Origin of the sequence: Lysobacter lycopersici (assembly GCF_007556775.1) — a bacterium.
Lineage (GTDB): Bacteria > Pseudomonadota > Gammaproteobacteria > Xanthomonadales > Xanthomonadaceae > Pseudoluteimonas > Pseudoluteimonas lycopersici.
Genome location: NZ_CP041742.1, coordinates 928233 through 947659 on the forward strand (window position 1 = coordinate 928233; position 19427 = coordinate 947659).

Here is a 19427-nt window from a genome sequence, read left to right on the forward strand (position 1 = left end):
TTGTCGGTCACGCGATGGCTCGCAGAAGGGCTTGTTGTCGATGGAGGATGGCGCGCGCCTGCGCTTCGTCGCGATGCATCTGCGCGACCAGCGAAGGCAGGTCCGGGAATTTTTCTTCGTCGCGCAGTTTGGCGACGAATTCGACTTCGATGCGCTTGCCGTACAGGTCGCCGTCGAAATCGAACAAGTGCGCCTCGAGCAGGGGTTCGACGCCATCCACGGTCGGGCGCGTGCCGAAGCTCGATACCGAAGGCATCGGCGCGCCACCGACGCCGTGCACCAGCGTCGCGTAGATGCCGCGCAGCGCTGGTGCCTTGCCGCCGAAACGCAGGTTCGCGGTCGGGAAGCCGAGCGTGCGGCCGAGCTGTTTGCCGTGCACCACATGCCCGCCGATCGCGTAACGACGACCGAGCAGGCGTTCCGCGGAATCGAAATCGCCGGCAGCGAGCGCGGCGCGGATGCGCGTGCTCGACGCGCGTTCGCCGTCGAGCGACACCGGCGCGATTTCATTCGCGGCGAATCCGTTGTCGGCGCCCATCCTTTGCAGCAGCGCGAGATCGCCGGCGCGACCATGGCCGAAGCGGAATCCGGGACCGACCCAGGCTTCGCGCACGCCGAGGCGTTCGACCAGCAATTCGCGCACGAAATCCTCGGCTGGCATCGCCGCCAGCTTCGCGTCGAAACGCAGCAGGCCGACGACATCCGCACCGAGATCGCGCAGGCCTTCGATCTTGGCCCGCGGCAGCATCAGTCGTGGCGGCTTCCGGTCCTTCGCGAAGAACTCGCGCGGCAGCGGTTCGAAGCTGACCGCGACCGCATCGGCATCGAGTTCGCGCGCGCGCGCTACGGCCTGCCGCACCAGCGCGCGATGGCCGAGGTGCAGTCCGTCGAAGGCTCCGATGCAGGCCACGCTGCCGCGCGGCCCGCCCGGTGCGCCGTGGAGGTCGCGGAAAACGGGGTTCATGCAGCCCGCGAGTATAGCGACGATGGCTGCAATTCCGGATTCAATGCTCGCGGAAATCGCGCGGGCGGAAGCCCAGCGCCAGCATCGCCAGTCCGTAGACCAGCCCGCCGCCCGCGACCAGGATGCCCAGCCAGGCGATCCGCGCCAGCGGCGGCGCGAGGGTGAAATCGGGCGCGAAATGCAGCCCGACCAACAGGAAGGCCGCCATGGCGAGATTGGCGATGGCCACGCGCCACAGGAAACTGCTCCATCCCGGTTGGGCGTCGTAGACGCCGGCCTTGCGTAGCCAGCGCCACAGCAGGATCAGGTTGAGATAACTCGACAGCGCACTGGCAAGTCCCAGCGCGAAATGCAGGCCCGGATGCGTGGCCAAGGTTTCGACCCAGCCGCCGGTCCTCGCCGACGCTGGCAACCGCGAGTAGAGCAGTGCCAGCAGCAGCGCGGTGAACACCATGTTCGCGATCAGCGCGGTGATGCCAGCACGCATCGGCGTGTGCGTGTCCTGGCGTGCGTAGAACGCCGGCAGCACCGTCTTCACCAGCGCGAATGCCGGCAGGCCGAAGCTGAGGCCGAACACCGACAGCGCTGCCATCCGGGTCGCGAATTCGTCGAACTTGCCATGCTGGAAGATCGTCGCAACCAGCGGCACCGACAGCGTCATCAGGCCCAGCATCGCCGGAATGATGATGATCAAGGTCGAACGCAGGCCCCAGTCCAGCGATTTCGAGAACCCGGCGCGATCGGTGTTGACGTGGTGGCGCGCCAGCGTCGGCAGGATCACCGTGCCGAGCGCGATCCCGAACACGCCCAGCGGCAGTTCGAGGAAACGATCGGCCGCGGACAGCCAGCTCTGTGAACCCGCGGCCAGCTTCGAGGCGACGAAGGTGTCGAACAGCAAGTTGATCTGCGCGACCGAGGACCCGATCAGGGTCGGCACCATCAGGCGCATCACCTTGCGCACGTCGGGGTGGCTCCAGCCCCAGCGCGGCAACGCCAGCAGGTCCAGCTTCGCCAACGCCGGCATCAGGAACAGCAATTGCAGGATGCCCGCCGCCAGCACCGCCCAACCCATCGCCATGATCGGCGGATGCGCCAGCTTCGCCCCCCACCAGGCGCCGGCGATCATGCAGAGATTGAGAATGATCGGCGCCAGCGCCGGCAACCCGAAGCGTTGGTAGCTGTTGAGCGCGCCTGCCGAGAGCGCCGTCAGCGAGATGAACAACAAGAATGGGAATGTCCACCGCAGCAGGTGGATGATGAGCTCGTGCTGGCCTGCAACAGGCTTGACGTTGTTCGAGAACGCATCCGCGAACCAGGGCGCCAGCAGCATGCCCAAGGCGGTCACCACCAACAGCACGCCGCCCAGCGTCCCCGACGTCCGCGCGACCAGCGCCTTCAGCTCGTCGTGGCTGCGCTTTTCCTTGATCTCGATGAACACGGGCACGAAGGCGGTCGAGAACGAGCCTTCGGCGAACAGGCGGCGCATGAAGTTGGGGATGCGGAACGCGACCCAGAAGGCGTCGGTCATCGGCCCGGCGCCGAATGCGGCATTGAAGCTGATATCGCGGACCAGCCCGAACACCCGGCTGAGCATGGTCATCCCGCCGAAGGACAGGATCCCGCGGGCCATGCTCCGGTGCCTGGTCGGCGGCGGCGTCGAAGGCGCCCCGCTCATGCCTGCCCCGCCCCGGCCCGACCGGATCCAGCCTTGTTGACCCAAGCCATTGAATCGCCCATAATTTCCGGTCTTTCCGACTCCCCTTCGCGCGGATCCTCCCGCCAGCGCAGGGTTTCCACCGACCCGACCATCGCCCCAGCGGCGACCGACAGACCAGGATTTCCCCAGTGGCCAACATCAAGTCCGCCAAGAAGCGCGCCAAGCAGACCGTCGTGCGCAACGCCCGCAACGTCGCCCAGCGCTCGATGCTGCGCACCGCCGTCAAGAAGGTAGTGAAGGCGCTCGACGCCAACGACGCCGCCGGCGCCGAAACCGCCTTCGCCAGCGCGCAACCGCTGCTGGACCGCATGGCCGCCCGTGGCCTGATCCATCGCAACAAGGCCGCTCGCCACAAGAGCCGCCTGACCGCGCGGATCAAGGCGCTCAAGGCCGCCTGACCGACGCTTCGGCGTCGCCGCGAAAGCCCCGCCATGCGCGGGGCTTTTTCGTGCCCGCGCGAAACCCGCCGGCTCAGGCCAAGGGCGCATCGGAGCCCGCCATCGCGGCTTCGCGTTCGTCGCGATCGAGTTCGTCGAGGAAAGCCTGCACCCGCACCATCACCTCGCGCGTGCCCTCGTGGGCAAGGCCGGAGACGATGAACCACGGCGCGGTCCAGCCCAGTTCGCCGATCACCAACTCCGCCTGCGCCTGCGCATCTTCGTGCGTGAGCAGGTCGGCCTTGTTCAGCAGCAGCCAGCGCGGCTTTTCCATCAGCCCTGCATCGAATTTCTGCAGCTCGCGTTCGATCGCGCGAACCTGCTGCGCGGCGTCGCCACCGTCGAGCGGTTCGATTTCGACCAGGTGCAGCAGCAGGCGCGTGCGCTGGATGTGGCGCAGGAACAGCGCGCCGAGGCCGGCGCCGTCGGCCGCGCCCTCGATCAGGCCGGGGATGTCGGCGATCACGAAGCTGCGATGGGGTTCGACGCTGACCACGCCGAGGTTCGGGTACAGCGTGGTGAACGGATAGTCCGCGACCTTCGGCGTCGCCGCCGACACCGCGCGGATCAGCGTGCTCTTGCCGGCGTTGGGAAACCCGAGCAGGCCGACGTCCGCGAGCAGTTTCAGTTCCAGACGCAACGTGCGCGTCTCGCCCTCCGTGCCCGGGGTGGACCGGCGCGGGGTGCGGTTGATCGAACTCTTGAAATGCATGTTGCCGAGGCCGCCCTTGCCGCCCCGCGCGACCAGCAGGCGCTGGCCGTTCTCGGTCATGTCGCCGATGACCTCGTCGGTATCGACGTTGTGCACCACGGTGCCGACCGGCACCAGGATGACCTTGTCCGCGCCGGCCTTGCCGTACATCTGGCTGCCCATGCCGCCTTCGCCGCGTTCGGCCTTGAACCGGGTTTCGTGGCGGAAGTCGACGAGCGTGTTGAGGTTCTCGTCGGCCTGCAGCCAGACGTCGCCGCCATCGCCGCCATCGCCGCCGTTGGGGCCGCCCAGCGGGATGAACTTCTCGCGCCGGAACGCAACGCAGCCGTTGCCGCCATTGCCGGCGGTGACGGTGATTTCGGCTTCGTCAACCAGTTTCATGATTCGATTCTCGCAGAAACGAAAAGCCCCGCCGAAGCGGGGCCCTTCGCGATCCGTCGGTCGGCGATCAGCCGGCGACGACGCTGACGGTGCGGCGCTTCTTCGGGCCCTTGGTCGAGAACTCGACCGTGCCGTCGACCAACGCGAACAGGGTGTGGTCGCGGCCGAGGCCGACGCCCATGCCCGGATGGAACTGGGTGCCGCGCTGGCGGACGATAATGTTGCCGGCCTCGATGGCCTGGCCGCCGTACATCTTCACGCCGAGGTACTTCGGGTTGGAATCGCGGCCGTTGCGCGAGGAACCTACGCCCTTTTTATGTGCCATGGCTGCGTCTCCTTACTTGCTGCCACCGGCGATGCCGGTGATCTCGATTTCGGTGTAATGCTGCCGGTGGCCCATCTGCTTGCGATGGTGCTTGCGGCGGCGGAACTTGACGATGCGCACCTTGTCGGCGCGGCCGTGGCCGACGACCTTGGCGCTGACGGTCGCGCCCTTGAGCGCGTCGCCGAGCTTGATGCCGTCGGCGTCGCCGAGCATCAGCACGTTATCGAACTTGATCTCGCTGCCGGCATCGGCCTCGAGCTTCTCGACGCGGAGCGTTTCGCCCTGCATCACGCGGTATTGCTTACCGCCGGTGACCAGTACTGCGTACATGTGGAGCCTCTGGGTTCTGTAGTTATTCTGGTGGCCTGCCAGCCATCGAGGGCGGACAGAAGCGGAATTGTAGGGGATTCAGTGACTTGGACGCAACCGGACCCTGTGCCGGACCATCCGACCCCGCCGAGGGCCTGAATCGGCCAGGTCGCAGCCCGCGCGACCATCCCGATGCAGCTTGGTCTGGATCGCATTTGCCCCCAAATCGGGGGCTGGTTACGCTCCCCTGTTGGCCCGCAGTCCGGGCTGCCCCCTGCCAGGAAGCCCCCTCCCGATGGCGATGGACACCATCCGCATCCGCGGTGCCCGTACCCACAACCTGAAGAACTTCGACCTCGACCTGCCCCGCGACCGGCTGATCGTGATCACCGGCCTGTCCGGCTCGGGCAAGAGCTCGCTGGCCTTCGACACCATCTACGCCGAGGGCCAGCGTCGCTACGTCGAATCGCTGTCGGCTTACGCCCGGCAATTCCTGAGCGTGATGGAGAAGCCGGACGTCGACCATATCGAAGGACTGTCGCCGGCGATTTCCATCGAACAGAAATCGACCTCGCACAACCCGCGTTCGACAGTCGGCACCATCACCGAAATCTACGACTACCTGCGCCTGCTGTACGCGCGGGTCGGCACGCCGCGCTGCCCGGACCACGGCTTCCCGCTGGAAGCGCAGACCGTCAGCCAGATGGTCGACACGATCCTCGCGCTGGCGAACGACGCGAAGACCGCCGACCAGCGCTGGATGCTGCTCGCACCGGTAGTGCGCGAACGCAAGGGCGAACATGCGCAGGTGTTCGAACAACTGCGTGCACAGGGCTACGTGCGCGTGCGCGTGGACGGCGCGCTGCACGAGATCGACGCGGTGCCGCCGCTGGCGCTGCGGCAGAAGCACACCATCGAAGCGGTGATCGATCGCTTCAAGGTCAAGCCCGAACTGCGCCAGCGCCTCGCCGAATCGTTCGAGACCGCGCTCAAGCTCGGCGACGGCGCGGCCACGGTGCAGTCGCTCGACGACGACACGCTTGCACCGATGCTGTTCTCGTCGAAATACAGCTGCCCGGTCTGCGACTACTCGTTGCCGGAGCTGGAACCGCGTCTGTTCTCGTTCAACTCGCCGGTCGGCGCCTGCCCCGTCTGCGACGGCCTCGGCGTCTCGCAATTCTTCGATCCGGCGCGCGTGGTCGTGCATCCGGAGCTGTCGCTGGCCGCGGGCGCGGTGCGCGGCTGGGATCGCCGCAATGCCTACTACTTCCACATGATCCAGTCGCTGGGCAAGCACTATGGCTTCGGCGTCGACACGCCGTGGCAGGCGCTGGACGAAAACGTGCGCAACGCGGTGCTGTTCGGCAGCGGCAACGAAACCATCGCCTTCAACTACGTCAGCGATTCCGGCGGACGCCACCAGCGCAAGCACAAGTTCGAGGGCATCGTGCCCAACCTCGAACGCCGTTATCGCGAAACCGAATCCGCGGCGGTGCGCGAGGAACTGGCGAAATACATCAGCGAACGCCCCTGCCCCGACTGCGGCGGCGCGCGCCTCAACCGCAGCGCACGCAACGTGTTCGTCGCCGACCGGCCGCTGCCGGAACTCGTCGTGCTTCCGATCGACGGCGCGCTGGATTTCTTCAGCACGCTGTCGCTGCCCGGCTGGCGCGGCGAGATCGCGGCCAAGATCGTCAAGGAAATCCGCGAACGCCTGAGCTTCCTCGTCGATGTCGGCCTCGATTACCTGACGCTGGAACGCAAGGCCGACACGCTGTCCGGCGGCGAGGCGCAGCGCATCCGCCTGGCATCGCAGATCGGCGCCGGCCTCGTCGGGGTGATGTACGTACTCGACGAGCCGAGCATCGGCCTGCACCAGCGCGACAACGAGCGCCTGCTCGGTACGCTGACGCGGCTGCGCGACCTCGGCAACACCGTGATCGTGGTCGAACACGACGAGGACGCGATCCGACTCGCGGACCATGTCGTCGACATCGGCCCCGGCGCAGGCGTGCATGGCGGCGAAGTCGTCGCGCAAGGACAAGTCGCCGACATCCTGAAAGCACCGCGTTCGCTGACCGGGCAATTCCTCAGCGGCAAGCGCCAGATCGAGGTGCCGGCGACGCGGCACAAACCGAACAGGAAGATGATGCTGCGCCTCAATGGCGCGAGCGGGAACAACTTGCAGGACGTCGATGTGGCCATTCCGGCCGGGCTGTTCACCGCAATCACCGGCGTCTCCGGTTCCGGCAAGTCGACCCTGATCAACGACACGCTGTACGCGCTGGCCGCGAACGAGATCAACGGCGCTTCGCACAAGCCGGCCGCCTACCGCGAGGTGCAGGGCCTGGACCTGTTCGACAAGGTCGTGGACATCGACCAGTCGCCGATCGGGCGCACGCCGCGTTCGAATCCCGCGACCTACACCGGCCTGTTCACGCCGCTGCGCGAATTGTTCGCGCAGGTGCCGGAAGCGCGCGCGCGCGGCTACGCGGCGGGACGTTTCAGCTTCAACGTGCGCGGCGGACGTTGCGAGGCCTGCCAGGGCGACGGCCTGATCAAGGTCGAGATGCACTTCCTGCCCGACGTGTACGTGCCCTGCGACGTCTGCCACGGCAAGCGCTACAACCGCGAGACGCTGGAGATCCTGTACAAGGGCCACAGCATCCACGACGTGCTGGAAATGACCGTCGAGGACGCGCTGGAACTGTTCCAGCCGGTGCCGGCGATCGCGCGCAAGCTCGAAACGCTGGTGGACGTCGGCCTGAGCTACATCAAGCTCGGACAGAGCGCGACCACGCTGTCGGGCGGCGAGGCGCAGCGCGTGAAACTGTCGAAGGAGCTCTCGCGCCGCGACACCGGGCGCACGCTGTACATCCTCGACGAACCGACCACCGGCCTGCACTTCGCCGACATCGAGCACCTGCTCGCGGTGCTGCACAAGCTGCGCGACGAAGGCAACACGATTGTCGTCATCGAACACAACCTCGACGTGATCAAGACCGCGGACTGGGTGATCGACCTCGGCCCCGACGGTGGCCATCGCGGCGGCCGCATCATCGCCGAGGGCACGCCGGAGGACATCGCGGCGAATGCCGCTTCGCACACCGGGCGATTCCTCGCGAAGTCGCTTGGTACCGAGGCGAAGCCGACGAAGCCGGCACCGTCGCCGCGTGCCGAACCCCCGCGTCCGCCGACGAAGGCGGAAAAACTGGCGGCGAAGAAGGCCGAAGCCGCGACCATGCGCGCCAAGAGGAAATCGGCATGAACGCCAAAGACAACCAGGCCAGCGTGTTCCGCACCCAGGTCGCGCTGCGCTGGAGCGACCTCGACGCCTTCAACCACGTCAACAACTCGCGCTACCTGACCTTCCTGGAGCAGGCGCGCGTCGAATGCTTCGAAAGCCTCGGCGAAGCCTGGGTGACCGACGATTCCGCGCCGGTCGTCGCTTCGGCGACTCTCAACTTCCGCTACCCCATCGCATATCCCGCGGATGTGTTCGTGGAACTGTCCACCAAGCACGTCGGCACCAGCAGCGTGGTCATCGACCACCGCATCGTCGCCGCGAACGGCACGTTGCATTGCGATGGCCACGTCGTCGCGGTGTGGGTGGACCGCCACGCGGGCAAGCCGACGGAGTTGCCGGCAGGCGTGCGCCGGGCTTTGGAAACGTTGCTGAAGAACTAGCCCCTCATCCGCCCTTCGGGCACCTTCTCCCCGTTGCCGGGGAGACGGGATTCACGCCCCTCTCCCCGCTCGCGGGGAGAGGGTGGCGAAGCCGGGTGAGGGGCAAGAGATCAAGGCGCTCTGACCTCGAAATCGCCGAGGACATGGCGCCCGTCCTTGAGCGTGAAGTCGATGGCGACATGGCTGCCCGGCTTCAGCGTCGACGTCGGGTCCATCAGCATCAGGTGCAGCCCGCCCGGCTTGAGCACCGCGGCATCGTCCGGCGCGATGCGCAATTCCTGCAGCATGCGCATCTGGTTCATGCCGTTGACGACGCGCGATTCGTGCAGCATCACGCTGCCGTAGCTCGGACTGCTCGCGGAGACGATCGTCGCCGGCGCCGCGCAGGCATTCTCGATGCGGCCGAAACCCGCATGCATCGGCATGCCGCCCGGCACCAGCCGCACCCAGCCGTCGCGTACCTGCGGCGCGCAGGAAGCGCCGCCATTCCCGCCATCGCGGGCGCAGGCAGCGAGCGGGACGACGGCGAGCAACAGCGACAGGGCGAGGCGATGTGCGTTCATGCGCCTATGATACCCGCACCCCCACGGAGCCACGCCATGAACCTCGTCGAACGCCGCGAACACCCCAACGGCGTGGTCGAACTCGCGCTGGCGCGCGCGCCGGTCAACGCGCTCGATCCCGCGTTGTGTTCGCAACTCGCGGATGCGGTGCGCGAATCCATCGCCGGCGGCGCCAGCGGCCTCGTGCTGTCGGGCGGGCCGAAGGTGTTTTCCGCCGGACTCGACGTGCCGCACCTGCTCGCGCTCGGCGACGACCGCGCCGCGGTGCGCGATGCATGGGAAGGTTTCTTCGACGCGGTGCGCGCCATCGGCAAAAGCCCGGTGCCGGTGGTCGCGGCCATCGCCGGGCATGCGCCCGCGGGCGGTTGCGTGCTGGCGCTGTGCTGCGATTACCGGGTGATGGCCGAAGGTCCGTTCCGCATCGGCTTGAACGAAACCCAGGTCGGCCTGGTCGCGCCCGAGGGCATCCAGCACCTGTTGCGACGCGTGGTTGGCGGTTATCGCGCCGAACGCATGCTCATCGCCGGCGAGATGGTCGATTCGGCGCGCGCGTTCGACATCGGCCTGGTCGACGAACTCGCCGCGATCGATGCGGTCGGCACGCGCGCACTGGCGTGGCTGGACGCGCTGCTCGCGCTGCCGCGCCAACCGATGCTGCGCACCCGCGAAATCGCCCGCGCGGACCTCGCCGCGGCCTTGCAGCCGGAACGCATCCAGCTCGAACGCTTCCTCGATGCGTGGCTGGAACCCGACACTCAAGCCGGTTTGCGCGCGATGCTGGCGAGGATCGGGAAGTAATTTATAGGTTGGGCTGAGCTTGCGAAGCCCAACATCGGGGCGACCTTGGTACGCCATTGTTGGGCTTCATTTCATTCAGCCCAACCTATGCGGATTGCGTGCAAACATCAACGCACGCGTTGTCCGTTCGCGTCGATCACCACTTCGCCGTCTTCCTTCGCGAATGGCCTGTCGCAGGGCGGCAGGATGTCGAGCACCAGCGACGAATCGGGGCGACACAGGCGCGCGCCCATCGGCGTGAACACGAACGGTCGGTTGATCAGAACCGGCGTAGCGATCATCGCGTCGAGCAAGGCGTCGTCCGACAGCGATGGATCGTCGAGGCCGAGCGCGCGGTATTCCGGCTGCTTGTCGCGGATCGCGTCGCGCACTCCGATGCCGGCAGCCGCGATCGCATCACGCAATCGCTGCTTGTCCGGCGGATCGCGCAGGTATTCGATGATGGTCGGTTCGATGCCGACATGCCGTATCAGCGCCAGCGTGTTGCGCGACGTGCCGCAGGCCGGGTTGTGCCAGATTTCGACTTGCATGAGTGTCGGTCTACTCATTGATGGTCAAAAGCCTCGAAGAACAAGTCGCACTCAACCTGTCCCGTGTGGATTTCAATGAGTTATCAGGGCGCGAATCTACTCGGTCCCAAAGTCGCAATAACCCACCGCAAAGGGAAAAGACAACCAACTGACATGCAGATCGCGAAAACAACTGAGAAGGAAACATCCGACTGAACAGAATGAACTGATCCATCAACTGATACGGACCAGAATGCGAAGCCGGCCATCCACATGATCGTCATAACCCACGGCACCGTGCTTTCTTTCACTGATAGGCCAAGGTCGCGCCTGTATTGCAACGTACCGATCATGGAAGCAATTGAAATAAACAGCAGCAAATACCCAATTTCCGGCAATTTTCTTCCGACAAGAAGTGTCGTAACCAACGAAATAGCCACGAATGCACAGGCCCAACTGACAACCAATTTCAGCCAATGCATGAACCTAAAATTGAGCGACATACGGACGCCTGATTAACTAACGCACTCCGAATTCGATCACACCACTATTCGCCCGTCGCGACCGGGCGCGCGGGATCGCTGATCCACCCACTCCACGACGGTGCGAACAGGCGCGCGCCGGGCATGCCCGCGCGTTCCATCGCCAGCAAATGGTGGCAGGCGGTCACGCCACTGCCGCACATCGCGATCAGCTGGTTCGCCGGCGATCCATGCAGCAGCGCGCGGAACTCCTCCGCGAGTTGCCCCGGCGACTTGAAGCGGCCATCGGCGAGGTTGTCGGTGAGCGGGCGGTTGACTGCACCGGGAACGTGCCCCGCGACGCGATCGAGCCGTTCCTCCTCGCCGCGGAATCGCGCCGGCGCGCGCGCGTCGACCAGCAATTCGCCCGCCTGCAGCGCTTCCGCGACCTGGTCGGCATCGAGGATGCGGCGCGCATCGAATTCCGCGTGGTACTTCGCGCTGATCGGCACCGGCACCTTGTTGTCCACCGGCAGGCCGAGCGCGGTCCAACGCTTCCAGCCGCCGTCCAGCACCGCGACCTTCTCGTGCCCCAGCGCGCGCAGCAAGAACCACGCACGCGCCGCGAACGCGCCGCTGTCGGCGTCGTAGGCGACGACCTGCGTTTGCGGTGAAATGCCCCAGCGCCCGAGGCGTTCGCGGAACTCTGCGGCATCGGGCCACGGATGGCGGCCCTTCGATGCCTGCAACGGGCCGGACAGGTCGCGGTCGAGGTGCGCGTAGCGCGCGCCGGGAACGTGCGCCTGCATCCAGGCGTTCTCGCCAGCGTTGTTGTCGGCGAGGTCGAAGCGGCAATCCAGCACGACCACGTCCGGGCGCGCGAGCCCGACCGAGAGCGTTTCCGCCTGCACGAGGGTGGTCCAGCCAGCCATCAGGCCTGCTCCAATCGGGTGTGTTCCAGCCGCTGCGCGAGATTATGGAGGATCAGCGCGGTCGCACCCCAGATGCGACGCCCGCCTGCACCCGGTCCAACGTATTCGAACACGCGGCGCGGCCTTCCAGCGACATGAAGATCGATGGCCTGCATGTTGCCCGGCGCCACCAGCTCCGCGAGTGGCACTTCGAACACCTCCGCGACCTCGTTCGGATCGGGACGAGGCTGGAACGCCGGATCGATCCATCCCACCACCGGCGTGACCCGGAAACCGGTGATCGTCAGCATCGGATCGAGGTAGCCGAGCGGTTCGAACGACGCCGGCACAAGGCCGATTTCCTCCCAGGCTTCGCGTCGTGCGGTGCCCAGCGGGCCGTCGTCGCCGGCTTCCATCCGCCCGCCGGGGAAACTGACCTGCCCCGCGTGGTGGCGCAGGCCGTCGGTGCGCCGGGTCAGCACGATGCGCGGGATGCTGTCGCGAACGACGATGCCGACCAGCACCGCCGCTTCCATCGACACCGATTCGTCCGGCAGCAGCCCGCGCAATTCGTCGCGGTTGTACGGCTCGCCCGGCGGCGGCATCGCCAGCGGATGCAGCGCGCGGCGCAATCGTTCGGGCGAAGCGAATGCGTTCATTCGCGCGGTTCGTTGCGCTTCGCGCGCAAGGGCAGCACCTCGCGCATCAGGCGCAGGCGTTCGGCCTCGCCCATGTCGCGCCAGCGGATGATTTCGTCGACGGTGCGGTGGCAGCCGAGGCAGACGCCATCGCGATCCAGCGTGCAGGTGCGGGTGCATGGCGTGCTGGCGGGCGAAACATTCATGCGCGCATGATGCGCGATGCGGGCGCGCGGCGCGAATCGACGCCCGGAAACGACAACGCCGGCGCGAGGCCGGCGTTGCGTATCGCTTTTCGATTCGCGGGGGCGTTCGAACTGGATCCCCGCCTGCGCGGGGATGACGTTCCGGCAAAGGCGTCCGCTTACGCGGACGCGCCGTCACGTCACTTCACGCTGACCAGCGTGACCTCGAACACCACCGCCACGTTCGGCGGGAAGCCGGTGCGCGGATCGGCGCCGTAGGCCTTGTCCGGCGGCAACGCGATCTCCCACTTGGAACCGGCGGGCATCTGCGCCAGCACGTCGCGCATCGCCGGCATCTCCACTTCGCTCAGCTTCATGCCGGGCATGGTCTGCGGCGCCTGCACCTGTTCCGGGCGCTGGCCCCACGGGAACGGACCGGACACCTGCAACTGCACGGTGCTGGCCATGGTCGGCTTGGCGCCGGTGCCGTTGGTCAGCACCTTGTACAGCGCGCCGCTCGGCAGCGACTTCACGCCGGCCTGCGAACGGTACTGCGCGATGTAGCCATCGCTCTTGGTCTTGTTGTCGGCGGCGGCCTTGTCGTACTTGGCCTTGGCTTCCTGCGCACGCGCCTGCTCGCGCTTCTGGAAGGCTTCGACCGCAGGCTTCAACTGGTCGACGGTGATCGCCGGATCCTTCTTGCCGTAGGCGTCCTGCAGGCCCTTGATGACGCTGGCGATGTCGATCTGTTCGCCGCGCGATGCGAGGTCGGCGAGGTTGCCGCCGGTCTGGTAGCCGAAGTAATAGCTCAGCTTGCCCTTGTCGGACGAAATGTCCTGGGCCGAGGCAACTCCGGCCAGCAGGGCGGTGGCCGCCAGGGCGGCGGTGAGCAGACGCAACTTCATGCGGAACAACCTCCGTAGGGATGGGCCTCAACAGAACGGGGCGGAAAAGTCCGCCCCGTGAGGACGCGTTAGGATACCGGCGGCCGTGCTTAACCGCCACTGACACCGGGGCTCAGACCGCCTTCCAGGCCGCGAGTTCCGCACATTCCAGACATTCCGCGAGTCCCGATCCCATGTCCGATTCCCCGCTGCTGGTCGCCGACGACGGCGCCGTCCGCACCCTGACGATCCATCGCCCCGAACGCCTGAATGCGCTCGACAGCGCCACCATCCGCGCCCTGCACGCGGCCTTCGAAGCCGCCACGGCCGATCCCGCGGTGCGCGTGGTCGTGCTCACCGGCAGCGGGCCCAAGGCCTTCGTCGCTGGCGCCGACATCGCCGAAATGTCGGCCCTGAGCGCGGTCGAAGCCCGCGATTTCTCGCTGCGCGGCCAGCGCATGATGCGTTTCGTCGAGAAGATGCCGAAGCCGGTGATCGCGATGGTGAACGGTTTCGCCCTCGGCGGCGGGCTGGAACTGGCGATGTGCTGCCACCTGCGCATCGCCGCCGACACGGCGAAGGTCGGGCAGCCGGAAATCAACCTCGGCCTGATCCCCGGTTTCGGCGGCAGCCAGCGCCTGCTGCGCCTGGCCGGGCGCGCGGCGACGCTGGAACTGTGCCTCGTCGGCGCGCCGATCGCGGCCGAACGCGCGCTGCAACTGGGCATCGTCAACCGCGTCGTGCCCGCAGCGGAGCTGCAGGCGGAAACCACGAAACTCGCCGCGCAACTCGCGTCCTCCGCGCCGCTCGCGCTGCGCGGCATGCTCGATTGCGTGAACGTCGGCGGCGAATGCGGGATCGAGGAAGGCCTCGAATACGAATCCGCGCAGTTCGGCCTGGTGTTCTCCAGCGAGGACATGCGCGAAGGCACCTCGGCCTTCCTCGAGAAGCGCAAGCCGGTGTTCACGGGAAAATAATCGTCGTTCCCGCGAAGGCGGGAACCCATGGACCTTGGCTTTTCAAAGGGAAAACGTCCATGGATCCCCGCCTTCGCGGGGATGACGAGCAAAGAACGCGCATATGACTGCAACCTGCCCGCTCTGCCGCTGCATCGAAGCGCATCCGGCGCACGCGATCCTCGCGGCGTTGCGCGAGGACGACCTCGATGCGGCGATCGAACGCGGCCTGCTCGACGCGCAGCCCTGCCCGGGTTGCTCCGAACGCTGCTCGACATCGCTGATCGAAGCGCGCGATCAACGACGACGCGCATTGGCCGCGCGCGAACGCTTCCGCGCGCGCGAAACGCGCCTCGCCCGCCGTGCCGCCGAACGCGATGCGGCGCGAAGCGATGCCGCGAGGCAACCGTCATCGCTGCCGCCGGCCGCGGCCGCGGCGCTGGCGCGGGCCAAGGCAAAAGCCACGGGGCGTCCGCCGCGATGATCGCGAAAAAGCGCGTGACGGCGAAGCGCAAGGCCAGGCGCATGACACCGGCGGAGATCGATGAATTCTTCGCCCGCCTCGCCGAACTGGACCCGGAACCCGGGACCGAACTCGAATATTCGACGCCGTTCGAACTGCTGGTCGCGGTGGTGCTGTCGGCGCAGGCCACCGACGTTGGCGTCAACAAGGCGACGAAGAAACTGTTCCCGGTCGCGAACACGCCGTGGTCACTGCTCGACCTTGGAGAAGAAAAACTCAAGCGCCACATCTCGACGATCGGCCTGTACAACGCGAAAGCCGCGAACGTGATCGCGCTCAGCGCGCTGCTGTTGGAACGCCACGGCGGCGAAGTGCCGGCGACGCGCGCCGAACTCGAAGCGTTGCCCGGCGTCGGCCGCAAGACCGCGAACGTGGTGCTCAACACCGCATTCGGCGAAGAGACCATCGCGGTGGACACGCACATCTTCCGCGTCGCGAATCGCACCGGCATGGCCCCGGGCAAGGACGTGCGCGCGGTCGAGGACGGACTGCTGCGCGTGGTGCCGTCGCAATATCGACGGCACGCGCACCACTGGCTGATCCTGCACGGCCGCTACACCTGCAAGGCACGCAAACCGGAATGCCCGGCCTGCCCGGTGCGCGACCTCTGCCACTGGCCGGAAAAAACCGCGGCGACCTGAGGCGGCGATTCCCTGAAATGAAAAACGGCGGGCCGAAGCCCGCCGTTTTCGTTACGCGATGTCGCGCCCAATCACCACTGCACGTCGCCCCACACGCCGAACTCGTTGGTCTTGAGGTCGGCGGTGGTGTCGCTGTCCTGGTCGGTGTGCTTGAACACCGCCGCCAGCTTGAAGCCCTTGACGATCGGGAACTCGACGCCGAGGTTGTAGTACTTCTGGGTCAGGCTCGGGTTGAGGTCCTTGCTCAGGTCCGCCGAGTCGTAGCGGCCGAACACCGAGATGCCGCCCTGCGTGACCACGGCGCTGCCCCACAGCGAGTAGCCGTCGGCCTTGTCCGAAGTCGTCGCGAGTTCGCGGCTCCAGTTCTTGGCCTGGAAGTATTCGGCGCCGAGGCGGAACTTCGGCGAGGACCATGCGGCCAGCGCATCGAAGCGGTTCGCGGTGTGCAGCGCGTCCGTGGATTCGGTTTCCAGGCCCTGGTGGCCGCTGTAGGCGCCGATCGCGATGATCGTGCTCTGGGTCGGTGCGAAGCCGACGCGGCCTTCGACGTCCATGCCCTTGCTGCGGCTCGGGTTCTTGTAGCCGCCGCCGCTCACCACCGACGCCGCGTAATTGAACATGCCGTCGCCGAGGGTGCCGCCGGCATGGAAGCCCCAATCCGCCGAGTTGCCGTACTTGAGGCGATCGACGAGGGTGTTCTCGACGTAGCGGTAGCCGTAATAGCCTTCGGCGAACGGGATCCACGGCATGTCCGCGGAACCGATGCGCAATGTGAAGGCGTCACTGAACTTGCCCTGCAGGTAGGCCTTCTTCAGGAACACTTCGGTGGCGCCGACCGCGGAGCTGTACTGGAAATCGGTGGTGATGTTGGCCGACCACTTGTCGTCGAACTTGTGGTCGATGCCGACGTAGAAGCGCTTCACGTCGAAACCGATGCCGGTGTTGTTGATCTTGGTGCCGTCGCTCTCCTGCTCGAGGCTGGTCGCGTCGAAGAAGATGCGACCGCTGACCTTGGTGTTGTTGACCAGTTTCTCGAGCGCGTCGGCCTTGGTGTTGGTCGCCTGCGCGGCCTCGATCGCCTTGGCCTGGGTCACGTTGACATCGGACTGCGCATCGGTTTGCGCCTGCAACTCTTCGACCTGCGCCTGCAGCGCGGCGATTTGCGCCTTCATGGCCGCGAGCTGCGCGGCGGTATCGTCGGCAGCACGGGCCGGGGCAACGGCCGCGAGGCCGAGGCCGACGGCGATGGCCGAGGCGAGCAGATTGGAACGCATGGTGTTTCTCCGCGAATGTTGGGGAATGTCGTCCGGCTGCACGACATCGCCGTGCCACGGGGCGATGTGAAGATTCCGATAAGTCCGTGACAGTTTTGCGTCACTTCGCGCATCGATTCGCGCATCCGGTAACGAACCCCGCGCAACGACTGTCACGCGGGTGCAATGAAAACGCCGCGGGCCCGTCACGCAATGGCCTTGCAATGCCGCCACGGCACCAAGGCCGCATTGCAATCCCTCCGAGGAGACTTCCGTGACTTTCCTGACCAAGCGCCGCATCGCCGCGGCCGTCGCCGGCGCCACGCTGGCATTCGCCGCGCAGGCCGCCACCGTCACCGGTGCCGGTTCCAGCTTCGTGTACCCGGTGCTGTCGAAATGGTCGGCGGCCTACAGCCAAGCCACCGGCAACCAGATCAATTACCAGTCCATCGGCTCCGGTGGCGGCATTGCCCAGATCCAGGCCGCGACCGTCGACTTCGGCGCCTCCGACAAGCCGCTGCCCGCATCCGATCTGAAGAAGTACGGCCTGGGCCAGTTCCCGGTCGTGATCGGCGGCATCGTGCCGGTCGTGCACGTGCCGGGCGTCGCCCCGGGCGCGATGAAGCTCGACGGCAACGTGCTCGCCGCCATCTTCCTCGGCAATGTCTCCAAGTGGAACGACCCGGCGATCGCCGCGCTCAACGGCGGCCTGAACCTGCCCGATCTCAAGATCACCGTCGTGCACCGTTCCGACGGTTCCGGCACCACCTTCAACTTCACCAACTACCTGTCCAAGGTCGACGCGGACTGGAAGGCCAAGGTCGGCGAAGGCACTGCCGTGCAGTGGCCGGCCGGCATCGGCGGCAAGGGCAACGAAGGCGTCGCCGCCTACGTGAAGCAGATCAACGGCGGCATCGGCTACGTCGAATACGCCTATGCGTTGCAGAACAAACTCGCGTTCTCGCGCATGAAGAACGCCTCGGGCAACTTCGTGCAACCGCGCGACGACAGCTTCGCCGCCGCCGCCGCGACCGCCGACTGGAACTCGGCGCCGGACTTCAACGTGATCATGACCAATGCCCCGGGCGACACCGCGTGGCCGATCACCGCCACCACCTGGGCAATCATGTACAAGAAGCCGAAGAACGCCGCGCAGACCAAGGCCGCGCTGGACTTCTTCAAGTGGTCGTTCGAGAACGGCCAGTCGCAGGCCGCCTCGCTCGACTACGTGCCGCTGCCGGACACGCTGGTGCAGAAGATCGAGGCCTACTGGGCGCAGAACATCAAGTCCTGAACCGCGATTCCTCTCCCTCCAAACTGCTTTCCGGGCCCTTCGGGGCCCGTTTTTTTGCCCCGGTTCCTGAACGCGGGCGCGCTGTCATGCAAGGCCTCGCGCGGTGTCATCGCAGTGTCACGAAAACATCATTTCATGGCGGCATCCCGGCGCACGGCCGGATCGAACCACGGAGCCGCCGCATGAACCGCATCGTCCGCACCACCGCCCTCGCCCTCGCCACCACCTTCGCACTCGCCGCGTGCAAGGGCGGCGACCAGGCGCCGGCCGCCGCGCCTTCCGCCGATGCCGCCGCGGCGCAGCCCGCGGGCGACGCGGTCGCTGCTGAAATCACCGGCGCCGGCGCGACCTTCATCTATCCGCTGATCTCGAAGTGGTCGGACGACTACAACAAGGCCACCGGGCACAAGATCAACTACCAGTCGATCGGTTCCGGCGGCGGCATCGCGCAGATCAAGGCCGCGACCGTCGACTTCGGTTCTTCCGACAAGCCGCTACCCAGCGACGAGCTCGCGGCCTCCGGCCTCGGCCAGTTCCCGTCCGCGGTCGGCGGCGTGGTGCCGGTGGCGAACATCGACGGCATCGCGCCGGGCCAGCTGCGCCTGACAGGCACGCTGATCGCCGACATCTTCCTCGGCAAGATCACCAAGTGGAACGACCCGGCGATCGCCGCGCTCAACCCGGGCGTGGCGCTGCCCGCGGCGACGATCAACGTCGTGCACCGTTCCGACGGTTCCGGCACCACCTTCAACTTCGTCAATTACCTGTCCAAGGTCAGCCCGGAGTGGAAGGCGAAAGTCGGCGAAGGCACGTCGGTGCAGTGGCCGAACGGTATCGGCGGCAAGGGCAACGAAGGCGTGGCCGCGTACGTGAAGCAGCTCAAGGGCGCGCTCGGTTACGTCGAGCTGGCCTACGCGCTACAGAACAAGATGGCCTACGCGCAGATGCAGAACAGCGCCGGCAATTGGGTGCAGCCCAGCGCCGAGAGCTTCGCCGCCGCCGCGGCCGCCGCGGACTGGAAGAACGCGAAGGACTTCAGCCTGGTGATCACCAATGCGCCGGGCGAAGGCGCATGGCCCATCGCCGCGACCAACTTCATCCTGATGTACAAGCAGCCCAAGGACGCGAAGCGTTCGCAGGATGCGCTCGACTTCTTCAAGTGGGCGCTGGAGAACGGCCAGCCGCAGGCGCAGACGCTGGACTACGTACCACTGCCGAAGGAACTGGTGCAGCAGGTCGAACAGTACTGGGCCAGCGAGTTCAAGCACTGAGCACGGAT

The 19427-nt window shown here is 66.5% G+C and carries 20 protein-coding genes and 1 pseudogene; 9 read left to right on the forward strand and 12 right to left on the reverse strand.

All coding sequences use genetic code 11. The features are described 5' to 3' along the window. Positions 1 to 7: 7 nt before the first annotated feature. Positions 8 to 964 carry a bifunctional riboflavin kinase/FAD synthetase gene (locus FNZ56_RS04750; RefSeq protein WP_143878737.1) on the reverse strand — a complete coding sequence of 319 codons (957 nt, stop codon included), beginning with the start codon at positions 962 to 964 and terminating at the stop codon, positions 8 to 10. Between the two features lie 40 nt (positions 965 to 1004). Then, the gene (gene murJ / locus FNZ56_RS04755; protein ID WP_143878738.1) at positions 1005 to 2594 is read right to left on the reverse strand and encodes a murein biosynthesis integral membrane protein MurJ; all 1590 of its coding nucleotides are present in this window, start codon (positions 2592 to 2594) and stop codon (positions 1005 to 1007) included. A gap of 215 nt (positions 2595 to 2809) precedes the next feature. Here murJ and rpsT point away from each other — a divergent pair, with 215 nt between their 5' ends. Then, positions 2810 to 3079: a 30S ribosomal protein S20 gene (gene rpsT, locus FNZ56_RS04760; RefSeq protein ID WP_143878739.1), complete on the forward strand. Its 270-nt coding sequence runs from the start codon at positions 2810 to 2812 to the stop codon at positions 3077 to 3079. A 73-nt stretch (positions 3080 to 3152) separates the two neighbouring features. Here the strand turns inward: rpsT and cgtA are convergent, their stop codons facing one another. The 3 genes from cgtA to rplU all read right to left on the reverse strand — a co-directional run bounded on the left by cgtA (position 3153) and on the right by rplU (position 4866). Continuing rightward, complete coding sequence (gene cgtA, locus FNZ56_RS04765) at positions 3153 to 4211, reverse strand: Obg family GTPase CgtA (RefSeq protein ID WP_143878740.1); 1059 nt, start codon at positions 4209 to 4211, stop codon at positions 3153 to 3155. Positions 4212 to 4278: 67 nt separating this feature from the next. Beyond that, the gene (gene rpmA, locus FNZ56_RS04770) at positions 4279 to 4536 is read right to left on the reverse strand and encodes a 50S ribosomal protein L27 (RefSeq protein ID WP_143878741.1); all 258 of its coding nucleotides are present in this window, start codon (positions 4534 to 4536) and stop codon (positions 4279 to 4281) included. Between the two features lie 12 nt (positions 4537 to 4548). Next, complete coding sequence (gene rplU / locus FNZ56_RS04775) at positions 4549 to 4866, reverse strand: 50S ribosomal protein L21 (protein ID WP_143878742.1); 318 nt, start codon at positions 4864 to 4866, stop codon at positions 4549 to 4551. Between the two features lie 274 nt (positions 4867 to 5140). On the opposite strand from rplU, the gene uvrA reads away from it, so the two are divergent. Both uvrA and FNZ56_RS12860 read left to right on the forward strand, forming a co-directional pair. Next, a complete protein-coding gene (gene uvrA, locus FNZ56_RS04780) occupies positions 5141 to 8113 on the forward strand; it encodes an excinuclease ABC subunit UvrA (protein ID WP_185970796.1) in 2973 nt (990 codons plus the stop codon). Beyond that, positions 8110 to 8532 carry an acyl-CoA thioesterase gene (locus FNZ56_RS12860; protein ID WP_185970797.1) on the forward strand — a complete coding sequence of 141 codons (423 nt, stop codon included), beginning with the start codon at positions 8110 to 8112 and terminating at the stop codon, positions 8530 to 8532. Before uvrA ends, FNZ56_RS12860 begins: the two co-directional genes overlap by 4 nt. A 110-nt stretch (positions 8533 to 8642) precedes the next feature. On the opposite strand, the gene FNZ56_RS04785 is transcribed toward FNZ56_RS12860, so the two are convergent. Next, on the reverse strand, positions 8643 to 9095 hold the full coding sequence (locus FNZ56_RS04785) for a copper chaperone PCu(A)C (protein WP_143878743.1): 453 nt from the start codon (positions 9093 to 9095) through the stop codon (positions 8643 to 8645). A gap of 36 nt (positions 9096 to 9131) precedes the next feature. Here FNZ56_RS04785 and FNZ56_RS04790 point away from each other — a divergent pair, with 36 nt between their 5' ends. Further along, positions 9132 to 9893: an enoyl-CoA hydratase/isomerase family protein gene (locus tag FNZ56_RS04790; protein ID WP_143878744.1), complete on the forward strand. Its 762-nt coding sequence runs from the start codon at positions 9132 to 9134 to the stop codon at positions 9891 to 9893. 107 nt (positions 9894 to 10000) lie between these two features. On the opposite strand, the gene arsC is transcribed toward FNZ56_RS04790, so the two are convergent. The 5 genes and pseudogenes from arsC to FNZ56_RS04815 all read right to left on the reverse strand — a co-directional run bounded on the left by arsC (position 10001) and on the right by FNZ56_RS04815 (position 13502). Continuing rightward, a complete protein-coding gene (gene arsC, locus FNZ56_RS04795) occupies positions 10001 to 10423 on the reverse strand; it encodes an arsenate reductase (glutaredoxin) (RefSeq protein WP_143878745.1) in 423 nt (140 codons plus the stop codon). 83 nt (positions 10424 to 10506) lie between these two features. Then, on the reverse strand, positions 10507 to 10884 hold the full coding sequence (locus tag FNZ56_RS04800) for a hypothetical protein (protein WP_143878746.1): 378 nt from the start codon (positions 10882 to 10884) through the stop codon (positions 10507 to 10509). A 65-nt stretch (positions 10885 to 10949) separates the two neighbouring features. Next, a complete protein-coding gene (locus FNZ56_RS04805) occupies positions 10950 to 11795 on the reverse strand; it encodes a sulfurtransferase (RefSeq protein WP_143878747.1) in 846 nt (281 codons plus the stop codon). Continuing rightward, positions 11795 to 12618, reverse strand: a pseudogene (locus tag FNZ56_RS04810) (CoA pyrophosphatase). The gene FNZ56_RS04805 and the pseudogene FNZ56_RS04810 overlap by 1 nt, the downstream one beginning before the upstream one ends. A gap of 179 nt (positions 12619 to 12797) precedes the next feature. Beyond that, positions 12798 to 13502 (reverse strand): FKBP-type peptidyl-prolyl cis-trans isomerase N-terminal domain-containing protein, encoded by a 705-nt coding sequence (locus FNZ56_RS04815; protein WP_143878748.1) that lies wholly within the window; start codon positions 13500 to 13502, stop codon positions 12798 to 12800. A 173-nt stretch (positions 13503 to 13675) separates the two neighbouring features. On the opposite strand from FNZ56_RS04815, the gene FNZ56_RS04820 reads away from it, so the two are divergent. The 3 genes from FNZ56_RS04820 to nth all read left to right on the forward strand — a co-directional run bounded on the left by FNZ56_RS04820 (position 13676) and on the right by nth (position 15601). Continuing rightward, on the forward strand, positions 13676 to 14458 hold the full coding sequence (locus FNZ56_RS04820) for an enoyl-CoA hydratase/isomerase family protein (protein WP_143878749.1): 783 nt from the start codon (positions 13676 to 13678) through the stop codon (positions 14456 to 14458). A 103-nt stretch (positions 14459 to 14561) separates the two neighbouring features. Beyond that, the gene (locus FNZ56_RS04825; RefSeq protein ID WP_246064714.1) at positions 14562 to 14921 is read left to right on the forward strand and encodes a hypothetical protein; all 360 of its coding nucleotides are present in this window, start codon (positions 14562 to 14564) and stop codon (positions 14919 to 14921) included. Next, complete coding sequence (nth, locus tag FNZ56_RS04830) at positions 14918 to 15601, forward strand: endonuclease III (protein ID WP_246064716.1); 684 nt, start codon at positions 14918 to 14920, stop codon at positions 15599 to 15601. Before FNZ56_RS04825 ends, nth begins: the two co-directional genes overlap by 4 nt. 71 nt (positions 15602 to 15672) lie before the next feature. Here the strand turns inward: nth and FNZ56_RS04835 are convergent, their stop codons facing one another. Then, on the reverse strand, positions 15673 to 16875 hold the full coding sequence (locus FNZ56_RS04835) for a porin (protein ID WP_143878750.1): 1203 nt from the start codon (positions 16873 to 16875) through the stop codon (positions 15673 to 15675). Positions 16876 to 17128: 253 nt separating this feature from the next. Here FNZ56_RS04835 and pstS (FNZ56_RS04840) point away from each other — a divergent pair, with 253 nt between their 5' ends. Continuing rightward, the gene (pstS, locus tag FNZ56_RS04840) at positions 17129 to 18148 is read left to right on the forward strand and encodes a phosphate ABC transporter substrate-binding protein PstS (protein ID WP_143878751.1); all 1020 of its coding nucleotides are present in this window, start codon (positions 17129 to 17131) and stop codon (positions 18146 to 18148) included. A gap of 182 nt (positions 18149 to 18330) precedes the next feature. Further along, on the forward strand, positions 18331 to 19419 hold the full coding sequence (gene pstS, locus FNZ56_RS04845; protein WP_143878752.1) for a phosphate ABC transporter substrate-binding protein PstS: 1089 nt from the start codon (positions 18331 to 18333) through the stop codon (positions 19417 to 19419). Positions 19420 to 19427: the final 8 nt, after the last annotated feature.